The following is a 16,376-nucleotide window of genomic DNA, read 5'->3' as shown; positions in this document are numbered from 1 at the left end:
TTCATGTAATTGACGCTTTCTTTATTGGTATTTTAGCTGTGTCGATTTTCTGCTTGAACACCTTTCCTGAACCAATTTTTTTATGATCTTTAACCACGGACTTTCTTTCGATGAATTCATCCTCTAGATCAATAATCACCCCTTTTTCCATCCCATGTTCAAGAAAGCTTGTTTCTGAATTGTCTACGGAGGATATGTATTTATCGAGTTCATACATACCTAAATCACCAATCGATAAAAAATCTCCTGCGCCTTGATTGGCAGTAACATTAATTCTATATTTCTTGTATGCAATCTTATTCTTAGATCCATAGAATCTAAACTCTTCTGCGGCAAAGTTGGGTTCATTTACTCTCGAATCAAGAACGATCCATTTTACTCCATCCCATCCCTCAAAAGTCCAATTCTTCGGGAGTCTATTAGCTGGAGTTGTACCAGATTTTATTGAATAGCCTGTTATAGTTACAGTAGAAGGAAATTCATAACTAAGCCAACCTACTAAAACTCCGCTTGCAGAAACCCATCCATTCTGATCCACAATTCTATCAAACGCTCTCCATGGGTAAAAAGTCGAAAAAGTTGAGCTGGCTTCAGCTACACCCGATGGAGATGTATTACTTGTCATATCTGGAATAGCATTGTCTTTGTACATATTTTCGATACTATAGTATTCATCTCCAGATGAAATCAAGAATTTATTCGAATACACCAACTCAAACATTTCTAATTCTGAAATGTCAGTATACGAAGCATCTCCATTATTAGCTGAGCAATTGACTCTGTACATTTTGTAGTTTTTCACTTTAGTTGGATCTAGAACAAATTCCTGTTTAACACCAATTACCCAAGTCGTTATATTTGTGCGTGTATCTAATACAGTCCAACTCGATCCGTCACTTGATCCTTCAAATGTAAAATTCTTAACTGCTCTAGAGACTACGGTGGTACTGAGAGAATATTTAGCTATCGCTTTAGCAATTGGAAAATCATATCTTAACCACTGGTTAGTTGCTCCAAGACCACGCCATCCTGTAGCGTTAAAGACTCCATTAAACGCTAAATATGCAGGAAATGATGCATCGGCACTGCTTGCACTGGAAATTCCACTCGGAGCAGTATTTGATGTCATTATTGGAATTGCGATTACTGTTGAGATTTTAGCCATTTACACATCTCCTTTCAAAATCAAATAGAACACACCTTATAGATGTGCTCCTCATAAGAATATCTCAGCTTAATATGATTTTATTTGCTGGATGCTTTGACCTATCAATTTTTTGCTTGAATAGTTTGCCTGAGCCAAGAGTAGTATTTTGATTGCCACTATAGCTTAAATTCCCAATTACCCTATTTATATCAACTGCACTCTCTTTATTCATTCCAGCTTTTATGAAGGATTGTTCTCCTTCATCTTTTACAAAGACAAGGGTTTGATATACATAGGGAGATATCTCTTCAAATAACTCAACTTCTCCTAAGCCAATTTGAGTGGAATAGCCGCTATTTTTTGTGCAATTAAACTGATAATACGAATAGCTATTATTATTATTAATGTAATACATTCTAGAATCTCCCTTAATTGTGAAAGGTTTGTCTTTTACTGTATCTAGGGTAGTCCAACTTATTCCATCATTAGACCCTTCAAAAGACCATTCTGATGCATTGGACAATAGGATGTTGTCTGCACTACTTATCCGATATGCCTTAATGGTTTTCGCTATTGGGACTTGCACTCTAAGATATCCTGTCAACACACCACCTTTTGTGAGCCAACCATAACTCTCTGAGTCATCGAAAGCTTTCCATGCAATATAATTTCCATTATTTAGATCACTATCTGTGCTTACTACATATCCTGTAGGAGCCGCGAAGTTAGTCATTTTATCAACAACATCTGCACTATAAACCGTTGGAATATCAGGTATGACGCTATAATATTTATTTTCTGATGAAATCAAGAATTTATTTAAATACACTAGCTTATAAGGTTTTAATGCCTGCCCAGTTAATATGTCAACAGCATCCACTCTGAAAGTTTGACTAAAATTTTTAAAAATGATTGAATGTTCAGTATCAGTAAGACCATCAATCTCAAAAACTACAACTTTAAAATTAGTACTGATGGGACAACTATATACTTTCCCACTTGTTTCTGAGTCTATAAAGACATTAAATGAAACTCCACTATTCAGAGTGAAACCTAGCAACTTTATAGAAGTTCCAGAAAAATTAAATTTAATTTCTGTATTGGTTGCAATACCGGTATAAGTGCTATTATGACTATTAGAATTTGTAGATTGGTTGCTAAAATTAACATAGGTAATGTTAGAATCACGATCATCGTAGCGATTAAATCCCGAACTAGGGCTTGCTAACACCTCACCAACTGCCATTTAATCATCTCCTACCAAAATAAAATAGAACACACCATGTAGATGCGTTCCCCATAAATTTAGCTAAGCATAATTTTATCTACTCGGCGTTTTGACATATTAATTGTGTGCTCAAAGATTTTGCCTGAACTAAGTGCAACTGAATTGCTTGCATATATTTTTATCTTGTCTGCCAATTCAGATAAGTTGCCAATCTGCATTCCTTCATTTGAAAATGTAGTTTCGTTGTTATTAGGAAGAAATTTTAATGTAGACAATCCTAACTCCATCATTTCCATTTCGCCTATGCTTACATATGAGGTGTCACCATTATTAGATGTCACATTGATACGATACATTAAAAATTTTGTTATATTTTTAAATACATACGTTCTTTTTTCTCCAGTTGACCAGTTAGTTTCATTCACTCTTGAATCTAGTACAGTCCAACTTGATCCATCATTAGATCCTTCAAATGTCCATGATTTTGGCGTTCTTGTCGTGCTATTATCACCAGATTTAATAGTATATGCTTGCACCAAGCTTTCTAATGGGAAGGTATATTTTAACCAACCAGTTATTCCATTTGACAACCATCCGTAACTGTCATTCACCTTGTCAAATGCTTTCCATGCATAGTAAGAAGAATATGTTGAACTTGCTTCTACTGTGCCTGATGGTAATGTATAATTCGTCATAGCTGGGACTAGATTTTCTTGTGGTGAACCCTGCCTAATACTGACAACTTTATCACCTGATGAAAGCAAGATTTTACTTACAAGTTCTTTATACTCTGATAAATTCCCATTTTCATCGATATCAATAGCATCCCACATCAGATAAAGCTGGGTTTTGTTTATTATTTCAACATAGTGTCGAGAAAATGTAAGATTAGTAACTTCAAACGTCAGTATTTGATTGACAACTGTAGTAGACCCAGTTGTTGAATAGTTTTGAATCAATTTTCCATCTATATATACATCAATTGATCCCGAAAAAGTGTGTGCTTTACTTTGAATTATTCGAAGTTTAGAACCTGTAAAATTAAATCTTACTTTCGATCCTATAGCCGCCGCCACATTATACGTTGTAAACATTCCAGTGGAATTATAGTATCCTGAATTACTTGATCTCGCCAACCAAGATCCTATAAATTCAAAAGAAGGTTCAGTATCATCATATCGTTTCCATCCAACTTCGGGTTCCGTTAAGACTTGCCCAATTGTAGCCATATAGCCATCTCCTTTCTAATTGAAATAATTATTTAAAAAACAAAAGAAGTAGAGTATACACCCTCTACTTTACACTTACATTTATTACTTCAAAGTACTTCTTCAGATCAATACTTCCTTTGAACATCTTGCCTGATCCTAACGATCCATTGGCAGTCATAGTCTGAACGAAATCTTCGTTTTTTCTATCAAATACAGATAGATCGTCCATCCCATCATTAATAAAAGTGTCTTCTGATGGTAAAGTTGCAGATACTGTACCCCAAGTTAAAGCTTCAGTTTGGTATTTCTTATATGACCCTTCATGTTTAATGAACGATCTTCTTATTGGAAGAATTTCAAACGTCATTAATGGTCTAAAGCCAGTAGCAGTTGCCGCCGCTACATAAGAAGTTGGATTATATCCGCTTGCCCCCGCATTGCCACTTGCACCTCGCCCAGTTCTGTTTACCGAACCAGCGCTATTAGTAGTGGAAGTCCACGAAGATACACCACTATAATTCCACACGTTGTCGTCACCAGCAATTATCGTTCCATTCAGTGTTGAGTTTACAATGTGCATATCCCACTCGTTATCTTTGTCACTAGAATTAATACCACCAGTAGGGAGTCGAAGAATTGATAAATCTACACTTGGCACTGAGTCTTCTTCGATCAATTGGAACATGTCAACTGCCATCGTTCGAACGTATGCTCCACCATTATTTGCAGTGAATACTAGGCGACATGTTTTATAAGTATCTTTATTCGTGAACACATACTCCCGATATTCCCCTGTTGACCATGCTGGTTGATTTGTTTTGGTGTCAAGCACAGTCCAATTAGTTCCATCATTAGATCCTTCGAATCTCCAACTCTTAGCATTATCCGTACTTGCATTAGAATTCGGTCCTTTTATGCCATATTTATTAATAACTGTTGGTTGTGGGAATGTATAGCTAATCCAAGCTCCGTTCCACTTATTACTCTCCATGAGCCATCCTGCATCTGCGGTATTTTTATCAAATGCCTTCCATGCTGCAAGGGATGCACTGTAAGTTGTGCTTGCCGCCGCTATACCTTGGGGAGTTGTATTGGATGTCATTGCTGGAATCATGCTCACATAGTATCCTTTCTTCGGAAGCGGAACTCCACTACCAGAAGCAACACCGCTTGCATTTATCGTATCCCAACTAATACTATGCTGAATGTTTCGATCTGCAATAAGTTTCAATTGACCAGCACGATCTTTGTCTACACAAATAAAATACAAGTCTCCACCTGCACCAGCAGAAGTTGTAATAAATGGCGCTGTCTCTTGACCAAAGAACGCAAAATTCCCCACCACTCCATTATTTGTAGAGTAGTAACAGCGAATCCGTTTGCCAATAGTGAGATCTATCGGATCAGTTACTTCATCAGGATGAAACATTCGTCCATCAAGGTCAATGTCTACAGCATCTATTCTGATGTTTTTGGCTTCAGGAGAATATATTTCAATTGTGTGAAGAGAATCTTCAAGCCCCGTTTTTTCGAAAACAAGAACTTGATTTATAGCCGAACTACTATAAAAAGAAACATCGTAAGGAGTACCATCAATAGATATTTTTCCAATAGTGGTTGAGTCTGAATGAGTCATAGTTATCAATCTGAGCTTAGTTCCTTTAAATGTAAAGGTAGCTTTCTTGTTAACTGTATTATTGGAAGCACTGAATGAATTGTTGTAGGAGCCAGCTTGTCCCGTAGGGTATCTTAACCATCCATCATATTTTATCTCTGAACTTGAATCGTCATATCTCTTCCATCCTGTATCAGGCGATGTTAAGGAGGCTCCAATGCTTCTTGCCATATAACCATCTTCACCTACATCAACTGCATCGAAAATTAGTGTTTTGTTGTCTACTGTTTTAATTTGAACAACATGTTTACCTTGGGACAGGTCATTTTTTTCGAAGACCAAAGCCTTCGTTCTTGAAGTTGTTGAATCTTCATTGATTATTCCAACATTAATTCCATCAATAACAACTTGAGCTGTTGTCGTTCTACCTGAATACAAACCACCAATAATTCTTATTTTTGTTCCATAGAAAGTAAAACTCATCGTTGATCCACTGGTTGATGTATACTTTGCACTTCCATTATAGTTTCCAGCAAGTGTTTCTGTTGACCATGTACCTGTGTACACAATCATGTCATTCGTATCATCGTACCTCTGCCATCCACTTTCAGGTGTGGCTATAGCATATCCATATAGATGTCCTGACTCATCAATATCTATTGCATCCATGATGAAATTGGTACGATCGTGCCCTACTATGATTGTAACTTTGTGTAATCCAAGAGGTAAGTTCGCTTTTTCATAGACAATTGCATTTAATACAGCAGTTCCCGATTTATATGTGTTAAATGATTCAGTCACACCATCTACAGTAATCGTATTATCAGAATGTCTATCTTGTGCAATGTCAGATATGATCCTGACCTTCGTTCCATAAAAACTAAATGAAACATAGTTATTATCTGCGGCTCTGGTTGTTACATTCACACTACCATTGAAATACTTATCTCCAGTTACTTTGTACCAACTTCCTGTATAATTCATTCCCGCATGTGTATCGTCATATCGTCTCCATCCACTTTCAGGATTATTTAATTGATCTCCTAGTACTGCCATTTACTACACCTCCCTATATTCAAATACTGGGCGAAAGCCCCAAGTGGCATAAGAACCACCACTTGCAGAGTAGTTTATGTCACTCCACTGCGCTCTGGTATTGCTACCTCTACCAATGCGCTGATTATTGGAGGCAGTTGTAGCCGAATTACCAGCCTTGTCTCTCCATGTGCCATAATTCGGTGTTTCTTTGCACCAGCTATAGTTACTTAGATGATGAAAAACATCGTCTAAACTTTTTCCTGATAATATCTTTGCTACAGGAAAATTAATGAGATACTTATCCCACTCGTTGATTGCGGGAAATGCTCCAAATCCTAAATCAGTGTTCGACTTATTTCCACTTGAGTCTGCATACAATACACCGCCACTTAAAGAGCGAATCGAACCCGATTCAAACGCAACGCCTTCTATCCAATTTTTAGAGTTGAGTTGATCCCATGTGATAGAGTTGAAAATCATTCTATCGGAAATGAGCAATCCATTGCCTACCTTTATAAAGTAAAATGTTCCACCTACTCCTGCTGTGGCTCCCAAACCAGAAACGGGGATTTCTCCACTGTTCACAGGAGAGCCAGATCCAAAATTATATACTGTAGTTAGTGCGATAGTACTCCCTCTGACTGCACCACATTTTATATAATCCCCAATATCCATATCCTCCAAATGCTCTCTCAATTGCCCTGTCGTTGCTGGAACTGCCATAACATCACCCCTTACTCACTCTGATTCTATCTACTTTTTGAAATTTCGCTTTTTCAACCTTCTGACGTAGCACCATCCCTGTTGGAGTACCCGAGGCTCGTTCCATGTTCAATTGATATAGTTTCTTTAAGCCTAGTGAACCCGAATCACTTTCAATATAAGGATTAATGTATTTATCCTTCTTGTTAAAATCGTCTATGTAAAAGTTCGAATATTTCTTTTCTGCAAAAATCTCAATTTTCACCTTCGCATACTTTGCAGGAGATTTGGACACAGCGCTATTAGCTGAGACTTCCTCATACTCCAGCCACTCAAAGCCATCCTCAGATGTACTCCAGTAGATTTTGTATGCTGCGCCCCCCGTAACATCTACCTGTGCAGCCACACCTTTAAATGAAGCGATCTTATCCTGAATCCGAATCGCGGTGGACTCCCAATATCCAGTAGCAGCATAGATTGGATTACCGTCCGCATCATGAGCCAGTTCCCTTAATTTCAACCTCTGATCCTCAACTATCGTATCTTGAAAAACACCTACAGATAGATCTATATCTAGTAGAATTTCTTGAATCGCCATACTCTCACCACCTATCTCATCTCAAAATCCAGCTCAACGAATGTCCCAGTTTATGATCCCAGCATGATTTGCCTTCAGAGGGGCTATGATTCGATCTACGACAAATCCATTTTTACGAATAACGAGTTGCCCAGGCAAATCCAGGTTAGAAGAAATTTTTATTTGAAAGAATACAGATTCCTTTAGAGGCAGGGAACAAACGCATTGGAAATTAATTTGTGCATCATTCAAGTTCATTGTTTTTTTGTAACCAAAGTTAAAACATTCAATCGTATTTCTGAAAGCCCCTGAATTCCCTTGCCCTGAAAATCCAGTCATATTCGCTTCTGAGGATCCATTTTTGAATTGGATGATGTCATTGTACACAAACGTTCTCCCGGTTAAAGGGTACTCCTTCTCCTCACATTCATAAGATATGGAGTAACGATCAGCATTAATGTGAAAGACCCCATTAGCAACATTGTAATAAACTTGGGATCCTTGACCCATCAATCCGAAAAACACCAACTTCTCTTTGTTGATGTCGTAAAAGCGGTGTGGATGTTGTGTCTGAAGATCATACTCACTCAGATACGTTCCATCATAATAATCGGCAATCCATATATAAGCTTGAGATACAGGTGAACGAGAGTACTGTTTCTGACCTAAAATCACAGTTTTTCCTCCTCATAGATAAATAAAAAGACAGGCTATAATAGCCTGTCTGCATCATTAACTTTTCTTAAACGTAACGATAGGAGATACGTTTCTTGAACTCTTGTTTACCACTACGAGCATTCAAGGGTACTTCACATTGAATAGACAGCGTTACATAGTTACCTGCCGCGTCTTGTGGATCTCCATTATTATTAACTCCCAATATCTCTTTTGCACCCGGTACTAGCGGTGTTGCATAAGGTGTTCCAGTATGATCCACCGTAGTTTTGCCCGTAGTTCCAATTGGCTTCGAAAAGTCCTTGCCTACACGAGAGCTCTCTTCATCCAAATCGTTCTCCCCAAGTGAGTCCACTTGCACATGAAACCAGTTGTTTTTAACAGCTTCAATATCGTATTTAGCAGTATCACCAGTTCCCCCATCCATATCCCGCGTTGTAAAGGTGCAATCCTCCATTTTGGACACATCCGTTTCACCACCTTTGTTATTCCACACATTAAAAATTCGAACCTCACTTTTGGTATCTGCATCAATAACACCATAATCAAACGGTTCTACAACCTTCTTGCTATGTGTTGCGTCCATCCATGTAATAATTGGTTGTGTCATAATAATCAATCTCCTTTTTTTTTATGTTCTTATGGTTAATTGAATTGTAAGATGTTGAATGTTTGAAGCTGCTTCAATGATGTTGATTCTGAAGATATCTCCAGCCTCCACTTTTTTGGTCTCAAATGTAGCCTCACCGTCATCTTGATGTTGAAATGCTTCAAATTTCAGTGGACTCCCCATCACATCCTGCCAGTGAATGAGATCCTTGGATCGTTCGATTTTTATTTCAGTTGCGATATCTCCAGAAACTCCACAGTAGCCCTTTACATGTAAAATCTCGCCATTGAATGGAAAGGGGGCTAGAATCCCCAGTACTTCCGGGTACACCCGTGATTCTTTGCAAAAGACCATAACGCGATCCTGTACTTCCAACGGAATCTCATTTAATTTCAGGTGTTCAGCTCTACTCATGAGTCCATCCATATCGGAATTAACCACCTGAAGGTTTTGACCAAATACATCAATCTCTACCCATGTCTGTCCATCATAACGATATCTCTTACCATCCTTATACGTCTGTACCGTCCAGCCTATTTCAGGAGAAGGGTACTGGTTACTTAACTCTTCAAAATCAGCAACTGGACTCTGGTACACAAGTCGAGTCGTCTGATAAGCCTCTTTTGCTTTTCCGGCAGCCTGTAAGGCTTCGCCAGCAGCCTCCAGTGCCCGCTTGATGGCGAGTTCGGTTTCCCCAGAATCTCCAGGTTGTCCCGGACCGCTATGTTTCACCGCTTCTCTAATTAAAGACTCTACATGTGCTAAAGTTATCCCATTTGACATAATTCACCTACCTAAGCGTTATGTAGCATATTTTTTATAAGACTGTTTCCAAGTTGATACCTCCCCCATATCTAGGAAACCTGTCTCTGGCTTATCATTAAAGAAATTCTTGAACAACCATGCAAAGCATTGCTGTGTCTAGCTTTAGAGAAGTTTTCTAATGAGATTAATGCCGGTTTTTTTTGCATTCCTTGCAGTATTTCATCCGGTTCGATTTTGCCAGCATCCGTTTTCCGCATACGGTACAATTTTTAATATTTTCTCCTTTCCAGCGAGAGTACTCTAACACAAAGTCATCGAAGCGAACTAACTGGAAGGCAACCTCAGCATGCTCCACAGCGAACAAAACCTGTACATTAGTTGAATCGACGCGTTTACTTTCTTTGAGATACCCTAATTGAATAAGTTTGTGAACCAATAACCCCTGATCTTTTTTGCTTACCGCCATTTGACTATCGCCGTAGATTTCTTTCCATTCATTATTAATCCAATACGTATCATTTTCATTGATTCGATTATTAATCTTGCTGTAGACCAGTAAAACAAAGGCCAATTTCTCGAGTCGTTTACTTTTAAGTTGTTTGATCTTTTGTAGTTCTTCGTGCGTTACAGGTACATGATCAATCTCGATTAGCGTGCTCTTGCTTGCCTCCTCCCTTATCTTGATATACTTCTGAGACTGTTTAATGATACGATTGAGAAATGTATCCCACTGGACAGCATTGTACTCTGGATAGTATTTGGTCATAAACTGATTTAACAACGCATATGCATCTTCGGCGTTCTTCCCCTGTTCAAGCCCGTATTTAGCTAAACAAATCAACGTTTTAGTTGGCTTCTTATCCATTTTCCCATGTGCAATTGCTTGCTCGGCATGATGACGTTCATTCAGAATGATTTTCAAGGGCGTTGCTCCTTCATATGCATTTGGGTCATTTTAAAGGTTCTTCCCGCGTATTCAATATCGCCCTCCGGATCTCTCACTGGATAATGGATGATATGATCATTGCTGAGCAATAGATTGCGAATAATCTGATCCCCCGAAACATCCCATACAAATTGCTTTGATTTCTCGGCATTTCGATAACACATGTCCACGATCATATTGCACAGGTCTTCTTCGTTATTACAGATTTCCAAAGCCTGCTCCTTAAAGCGTGAAACAAACAACTGCCATCGGGCTGATCTTTCTTCCTTTTTCACCTTGCTCTTGCGCAAGTTAGTCATATAACTACGTAGCTCTTCGTTATGCATCTGATATAATCGTTGAATCTCTTTGTAACGAGCCTGGGAGTATTTCTTGGTACTCATCAATATCGTATGATCAAACGGACGCTCGGTCTGTTTTAACTTTAACTTGTTGAACTCGTCTTCCACTTGATGGCATAACCGGTTCATCACAGAAGGTGCCGTGGATACAGGCATTCTCTGTTCATACTGTGCAAGGAACTGTTCCTGATTCGGAGATAGATCCTTCTTCGAAACTAATTCATCAACAGTCATTCCAAATAGCTGCAAGCACTTCTGACTCGTTTTTTCTACATAGGTGGTATATTCTTTTTTCTGTTCCGGATCATTGTATATGAAAAAATAAGGCTTCTTGTGCGCTACCATTTTCAAGGCCGATTCGTCCGTTACCGCAGCGCGAATATCATACCAGTGCTTCGGCATTTTTTTACATTCAATACCTTTAGCCTGGTCGATAGCATTTTGTTGATAATGCTGACCACATTGAATTCGGTACATCATTTCCTGATATTCTGCACTATGCTCCTCATAATTGGCTAATACATCGAACATCGATGTGATTTTGTTCGTTGTAAAACCGATCAGATCACCGAAACTGTCTTTGTTGGCCTGAATCAGATCCCTCTCATCCGGAATTTTTTTGGCAGAGGTTTTCTGTACACATACAATCGCATCAAGCTCCTGAATTGCCCCAAGAATCGTTGTGTTATCTGTAGTTAAAACCTGATCACTGTCCATATCTGCACCATTTAAGGAATGTGTCGTCGTATCCCATGAATTCAAGATCGTGACCGTGTTCATATAGCGATACCAATGCTGCATCTCATCCGTGTTTTGGAAACGAAGCACCTTGATATTGTTATGACAAGTCATTGGAGCTCTGAAGCAAGCCACGCGGTCTACATGCTGCTCATTCCAATATCTGGAGTAGAACTCACCCGAGCTTAGCAATCCTGTTAAAGGTAATCCAAATATGCTCTGGCACAATGTATAAGGATCGCCAGAAATAATACTGAAATTGCCTTTGACTCTCAGAACCCCGATCTTGGCTTCATTCATTCGTTTACGTATTAATGTATAAATTTTGCTCCGTACAAAAGGATCATCTATAAGTCGCGGGTCTACCATCAGCCCTTTGATATAATCATCCGGACTATTTCTGTAGTCATTCTCTTGGATATGAATTCCTTTGAGGAATAACAGTGCCTTGCGATAGTCCTCACCCAGTACATCTTTAATCGAGTTAACCGTGGGAGTAATGAGTTCACCAATCTCATTATCATCTAATTGAAGCGACTGAATGAACTGGTAGTTTAAATGACGCTCGTCCTCCAGTTCTTCGGGTGTAACTTTTGTTACGCTGAACGTGTAGCCATAATAACCGCAACATAACAGATAATCGTCGATACTGTTGTACGAGCTCCAGAGTTTGAGCATGGACGTTGTGATGATCAAGTCTACCTCTCGAATATCCACAGGGTTACCCCATGCATCATCCACCATATACCTGCCTGCAACTTGATCTGCGAATGCGTGATAATCAAATGTAAATACCATACCTTTACAGAAGCTATTACGAATACAAAATCCACTCGGGATATATGCATGTCCCAGCTCAGCTGCCCAGCGTTCACTAAGTGCAGGTGAGACTAGACCGAATCCATCACTCATGTTCATATGAATAGGCTCATTTTTCCTACTCTCAATACGAGGGAACTCTGTCTCGGTATCATCAATCTGAATGATGTCTGCCCCAAATTCGGTTATGCAATCCTGAACAACCAATACTCGTTCGGGATGTGACACAGGTGTGCTTGTACTACAGGCTAGAGCTTTATATGCCTCCAGTTTGGCAGGAACCAGCTCTTTATTCGGATCTCTGCCGTTATTCAATCTTTTCTCCAAAAGCAGGTGAATATCCTCACTCACATAGATGACCGTCGAACTTTTGGCACCACCTGTTGTAGCCAATAGACGCTTGTATTTTTTGCCGTTGATGGAGAAGGCTTTCGATGAATTCAGCCGATCGTAGTCTTTATTATTTTCAATGACCACCAGCAGGTAATCATCGACAAATTTCAGATTTTTCAGTTCTCCATGTAATTTCTTCATTGTTCTTTTATGCTCAGCATTAGTTTTTAAAGCTTTTAATTGCTCTATGTCCAGCTTGATTCTAGCCAGATCTGCCTCTCTCTCCTTGTAGCCACGAATATGATCTATAAAACGAAACACCTGATGGCTTCCAATAGATGCCACTTCTCCATTTACTGTCGCTTCTTGATAGGTCAGATGGAGATTATAATCCGCTTTTCTAATTCTCGAAGATGTAACTTTATATACGTACCTCAATCGATCCTGATATGCATTGCCCATTCCCGATTCCCCCTGTTGCTTCCTGTCCTGATTAAATAAATTATAGATTAGACCCGCACGACTGACGCAGGCAAACAGGATGATCAGGGGATGAAAAAGGAAGAATATTTGTTCTATTAAGGGTAGAAATTAAGGGGCACTTCAGGTCTTAATTCATTTCGTTTCGGCATATTTCTGCGTCTCAAGCACTATGATTATTGCCTTTTTAATGATATAGTGTATTGAAGCGTTTTATATGCTGACATACTTTTTAACGGGGCTGGGATGAATGAAAGAAACCTTATCCAATCAAGAGGAAATCGGCTTTTTATTTAATGTCGATATACTTATTAAGAGCCGCTCAAATGCATTGGCACTGCAGTCCCTGTTGGAGTTCATAAACAAAGAGGAACAAATTGCGGACTTTCGGATTCAATCCGGCATAGAGCTAGGCAAAATTATTGAAGCGACACTCCAGTCCAAGAAGGACTCCTTCGTCACACTTCACAACGAACGTAAAAAATCACAAGCCAACGCAGCACAGAAGGCGTCCACTGCAACTCAGACACCTGCCTCACCTGCTCCAGTCAAAGCACAGAATCAGCAAGAAAAACCAGTTAGCGAGAAAAAGCCTGCCCCCCAAACATCCAATGTTTCCGATGGAAATTCGTTTGATGCGTGGATTGACACGCTTATTAAAGAGAATCGTCTAACCCGTATTGTTGTCAACAACAAGAACGGTAAACATCAGAGCATTCCTTGCCGCATTTTGAATTTTGATCGGGATACCAGTGTGGTGAGCATCTACCATGTAGATGAAAAACAAGTGTATACGTTCCGAACCAATGAAATCGATGAGTTTCTGTAACTAACTTCTAACTCATCTGTTTAAAACAAAAAGCAACTTGCGTTAGAATGACGTGACATTCTAACGCAAGTTGCTTTTTCAGTTCAATAATTCGTGATCCTACAAGATTCGTTCAGCTGGATCATGAGCGATCCTTACCTCGCTGCCATACATCTAATGCCAGTAACAACCATCCGGCAATGAAGGCTACCCCACCAATCGGTGTGATGGCTCCCAGAATCTTGATACCGGAAATACTGAGCACATACAAGCTGCCCGAAAACACGATAATTCCGATAAACAACAGACGCGCGGCCCATTTCAGTTTCGTAGATGCCCCAAGCTGACCCGCCGTCAAGCCGATAATGAGCAAGGCCACTGCATGAATCATGTGATATTGCACACCCGTCTCATATGTAGCTATGGCCGCCGGTCCAATCGTATCCTTGAGCATGTGTGCGCCAAACGCACCGATTGCCACCGATAACATGGTCATTACAGCTCCAAGCATCATCCATCTTCGTTGCATGTAAGTTCTCTCCCTTAATTCAACTCTTCCCTTCTTTTATTGTAGCGAATCCACTCACCCTTTACCAGTCAGGGCGGAGCTTCACAGATCATATGTCTGTTTATACTTACTATTCCTATCCCTACCCTATATATCGTAGAAAACTGGCGTAAATCCTTGATTTTTATCGATAATTATGGAAAAGTAAACAGGTATGCAATCGTTGTATTTTAAGTTCAAGTTCAAAAAGATTGGTTTACGCCGATTAGGTTAATAACACTCAGTACGATGATTAAGGGAGGGATATTACAATTATGGATAATCACAATTCCTACAATTCAGGTTATAACAACACGGATCAATATAATAACAACATGGTTGAACCATACCCTCCAGATCATGAGAGGCAACCCATGGCTCCACTGAAACATTCCGGACCTGGAATCGCCAGCTTTGTCATTGGATTGGTCGCAGTCGTGGGTTACATTCTGATATTCTTTATTGCCGCCATGGCTCTAAACGATTCAATCGAAGTTCTCACCCCGTTGCAAGCAGAAGAGCTAGCCCTGCATCCAGCAGTAATTCTGGCTTCTTTATCTACACTGGTTTGCCTGATTCTCAACCTGGCCGGAGGCATCCTCGGAATCATTGGCCTTATCCTCAAAAATCGCAAGAAAGTCTTTGCCATTATCGGGACGCTGTTAAATGGGATCATCATTCTGGCATTCATTGGTCTTATTTTGGCAGGCATGAGCATGATGTAACCATTTGCATCAGCGTCATGTTTCCTTATAATTAAAATGATTGGGTTTACACATGGATATAATCTATATTATTTTGCTAAAAATTCTTGTATTTCAAAGGAGATTGACATGTCACGAATCAAAATTTTTGCGGACAGCACAAGTGATCTGGCTCCCGAATGGATCCAGCAACACGATATCGGTATCATCCCCCTATATGTGGTGTTCGGTGAAGAATCATTGAAAGACGGTGCTGAGATTAAGCCTGAACAGCTATATGAACGTGTCAGTCAAGATGGGCGTCTTCCCAAAACAGCTGCACCTTCACCTGCTGATTTCATGACGGCATTTCAACCTTACATAGACCAAGGGGATGAAATTTTATATATCAGTTTATCCTCTGAACTTTCCTCTACCTACCAAAATGCACGACTCGCGAGTTCCGAGTTTCCGGAAGGTCGAATTTCCGTCATCGACTCACAGAATCTCTCATCCGGAATTGCTCTTATGGTGATGAAAGCAGTACATGCGGCCGATAAAGGACAAAACCTGACTCAGATTACACACCTGATTGAGGCAATGAAACCAAATGTGCGCACGGAGTTTGTCATTGATACACTGGAGTATCTGCACAAAGGCGGGCGTTGTTCAGGCATGCAGAACCTGATTGGCAGTCTGTTGAAGATACGCCCTGTTATCCGAGTAACGGATGGCAAGATGGCACCTGCCTATAAAGTGCGCGGAAAACGGGAGAAAGCCCTCGAACAAATGCTGCAAAATACGCTCAGCGCGAAGGAACAGATTGATCCCGACCTGCTGATCGTTGTGCATACCATGGCTGAAGAGGATGCGCTCGACCTGCAGAAGTCTTTGCAGGAACAGACGGGTGCCCGGGTGGAACTAACCACTGCTGGGTGTGTAATATGCAGTCATTGTGGCCCGAAAACGATCGGAATCATCTATAATACAGTTATATAGTATTACACACAACATCGTACCGTATAACTAGATCCTATCTTCTGAATCTGTATGTGGTCACATCTAATACTTGCAAACGACAGACCGATACAACATAAAAAGGGCATTCCGAGC

15 protein-coding genes are annotated in these 16,376 nt (G+C 39.8%); 3 read left to right on the top strand and 12 right to left on the bottom strand.

What is annotated here, in order from left to right; translation table 11 throughout:
* Nucleotide 1 precedes the first annotated feature (1 nt).
* From NYE45_RS09080 to NYE45_RS09030, 11 genes are all read right to left on the bottom strand, one after another.
* The gene (locus tag NYE45_RS09080) at nucleotides 2-1,165 is read right to left on the bottom strand and encodes a discoidin domain-containing protein (protein WP_340016438.1); all 1,164 of its coding nucleotides are present in this window, start codon (nucleotides 1,163-1,165) and stop codon (nucleotides 2-4) included.
* Nucleotides 1,166-1,229: 64 nt separating this feature from the next.
* A complete protein-coding gene (locus NYE45_RS09075; RefSeq protein WP_340016437.1) occupies nucleotides 1,230-2,393 on the bottom strand; it encodes a hypothetical protein in 1,164 nt (387 codons plus the stop codon).
* A 59-nt stretch (nucleotides 2,394-2,452) separates the two neighbouring features.
* The gene (locus tag NYE45_RS09070) at nucleotides 2,453-3,604 is read right to left on the bottom strand and encodes a discoidin domain-containing protein (RefSeq protein ID WP_340016436.1); all 1,152 of its coding nucleotides are present in this window, start codon (nucleotides 3,602-3,604) and stop codon (nucleotides 2,453-2,455) included.
* A gap of 64 nt (nucleotides 3,605-3,668) precedes the next feature.
* On the bottom strand, nucleotides 3,669-6,257 hold the full coding sequence (locus NYE45_RS09065) for a discoidin domain-containing protein (protein WP_340016435.1): 2,589 nt from the start codon (nucleotides 6,255-6,257) through the stop codon (nucleotides 3,669-3,671).
* A gap of 3 nt (nucleotides 6,258-6,260) precedes the next feature.
* Nucleotides 6,261-6,962, bottom strand: a complete 702-nt coding sequence (locus tag NYE45_RS09060) for a hypothetical protein (RefSeq protein WP_340016434.1) — start codon at nucleotides 6,960-6,962, stop codon at nucleotides 6,261-6,263.
* Nucleotides 6,963-6,966: 4 nt separating this feature from the next.
* A complete protein-coding gene (locus tag NYE45_RS09055) occupies nucleotides 6,967-7,539 on the bottom strand; it encodes a hypothetical protein (RefSeq protein ID WP_340016433.1) in 573 nt (190 codons plus the stop codon).
* 33 nt (nucleotides 7,540-7,572) lie between these two features.
* Entirely contained in the window at nucleotides 7,573-8,193 is a 621-nt protein-coding gene (locus NYE45_RS09050; protein ID WP_340016432.1) for a hypothetical protein, read from the bottom strand.
* 67 nt (nucleotides 8,194-8,260) lie between these two features.
* Nucleotides 8,261-8,803, bottom strand: a complete 543-nt coding sequence (locus tag NYE45_RS09045) for a hypothetical protein (RefSeq protein ID WP_340016431.1) — start codon at nucleotides 8,801-8,803, stop codon at nucleotides 8,261-8,263.
* A gap of 21 nt (nucleotides 8,804-8,824) precedes the next feature.
* On the bottom strand, nucleotides 8,825-9,586 hold the full coding sequence (locus NYE45_RS09040) for a hypothetical protein (protein WP_340016430.1): 762 nt from the start codon (nucleotides 9,584-9,586) through the stop codon (nucleotides 8,825-8,827).
* A gap of 166 nt (nucleotides 9,587-9,752) precedes the next feature.
* Nucleotides 9,753-10,490, bottom strand: a complete 738-nt coding sequence (locus tag NYE45_RS09035) for a hypothetical protein (RefSeq protein WP_340016429.1) — start codon at nucleotides 10,488-10,490, stop codon at nucleotides 9,753-9,755.
* Nucleotides 10,487-13,207 carry a hypothetical protein gene (locus NYE45_RS09030; protein WP_340016428.1) on the bottom strand — a complete coding sequence of 907 codons (2,721 nt, stop codon included), beginning with the start codon at nucleotides 13,205-13,207 and terminating at the stop codon, nucleotides 10,487-10,489. Before NYE45_RS09030 ends, NYE45_RS09035 begins: the two co-directional genes overlap by 4 nt.
* Before the next feature lie 268 nt (nucleotides 13,208-13,475).
* Here NYE45_RS09030 and NYE45_RS09025 point away from each other — a divergent pair, with 268 nt between their 5' ends.
* Nucleotides 13,476-14,054, top strand: a complete 579-nt coding sequence (locus tag NYE45_RS09025) for a hypothetical protein (RefSeq protein ID WP_076330302.1) — start codon at nucleotides 13,476-13,478, stop codon at nucleotides 14,052-14,054.
* 121 nt (nucleotides 14,055-14,175) lie between these two features.
* Here the strand turns inward: NYE45_RS09025 and NYE45_RS09020 are convergent, their stop codons facing one another.
* Nucleotides 14,176-14,562, bottom strand: coding sequence for a DUF423 domain-containing protein (locus NYE45_RS09020; RefSeq protein ID WP_062833514.1), 387 nt, complete (start codon nucleotides 14,560-14,562; stop codon nucleotides 14,176-14,178).
* Nucleotides 14,563-14,855: 293 nt separating this feature from the next.
* Here NYE45_RS09020 and NYE45_RS09015 point away from each other — a divergent pair, with 293 nt between their 5' ends.
* Nucleotides 14,856-15,305 (top strand): hypothetical protein, encoded by a 450-nt coding sequence (locus NYE45_RS09015; protein WP_340016427.1) that lies wholly within the window; start codon nucleotides 14,856-14,858, stop codon nucleotides 15,303-15,305.
* Between the two features lie 108 nt (nucleotides 15,306-15,413).
* On the top strand, nucleotides 15,414-16,262 hold the full coding sequence (locus NYE45_RS09010) for a DegV family protein (RefSeq protein WP_340016426.1): 849 nt from the start codon (nucleotides 15,414-15,416) through the stop codon (nucleotides 16,260-16,262).
* Nucleotides 16,263-16,376: the final 114 nt, after the last annotated feature.

The sequence above is a fragment of the Paenibacillus sp. FSL K6-1318 genome (assembly GCF_037976905.1).
Lineage (GTDB): Bacteria > Bacillota > Bacilli > Paenibacillales > Paenibacillaceae > Paenibacillus > Paenibacillus amylolyticus_A.
The sequence above is the reverse complement of the archived record's forward strand: the minus strand, read 5'-3'. Positions and strand labels throughout refer to the sequence as shown.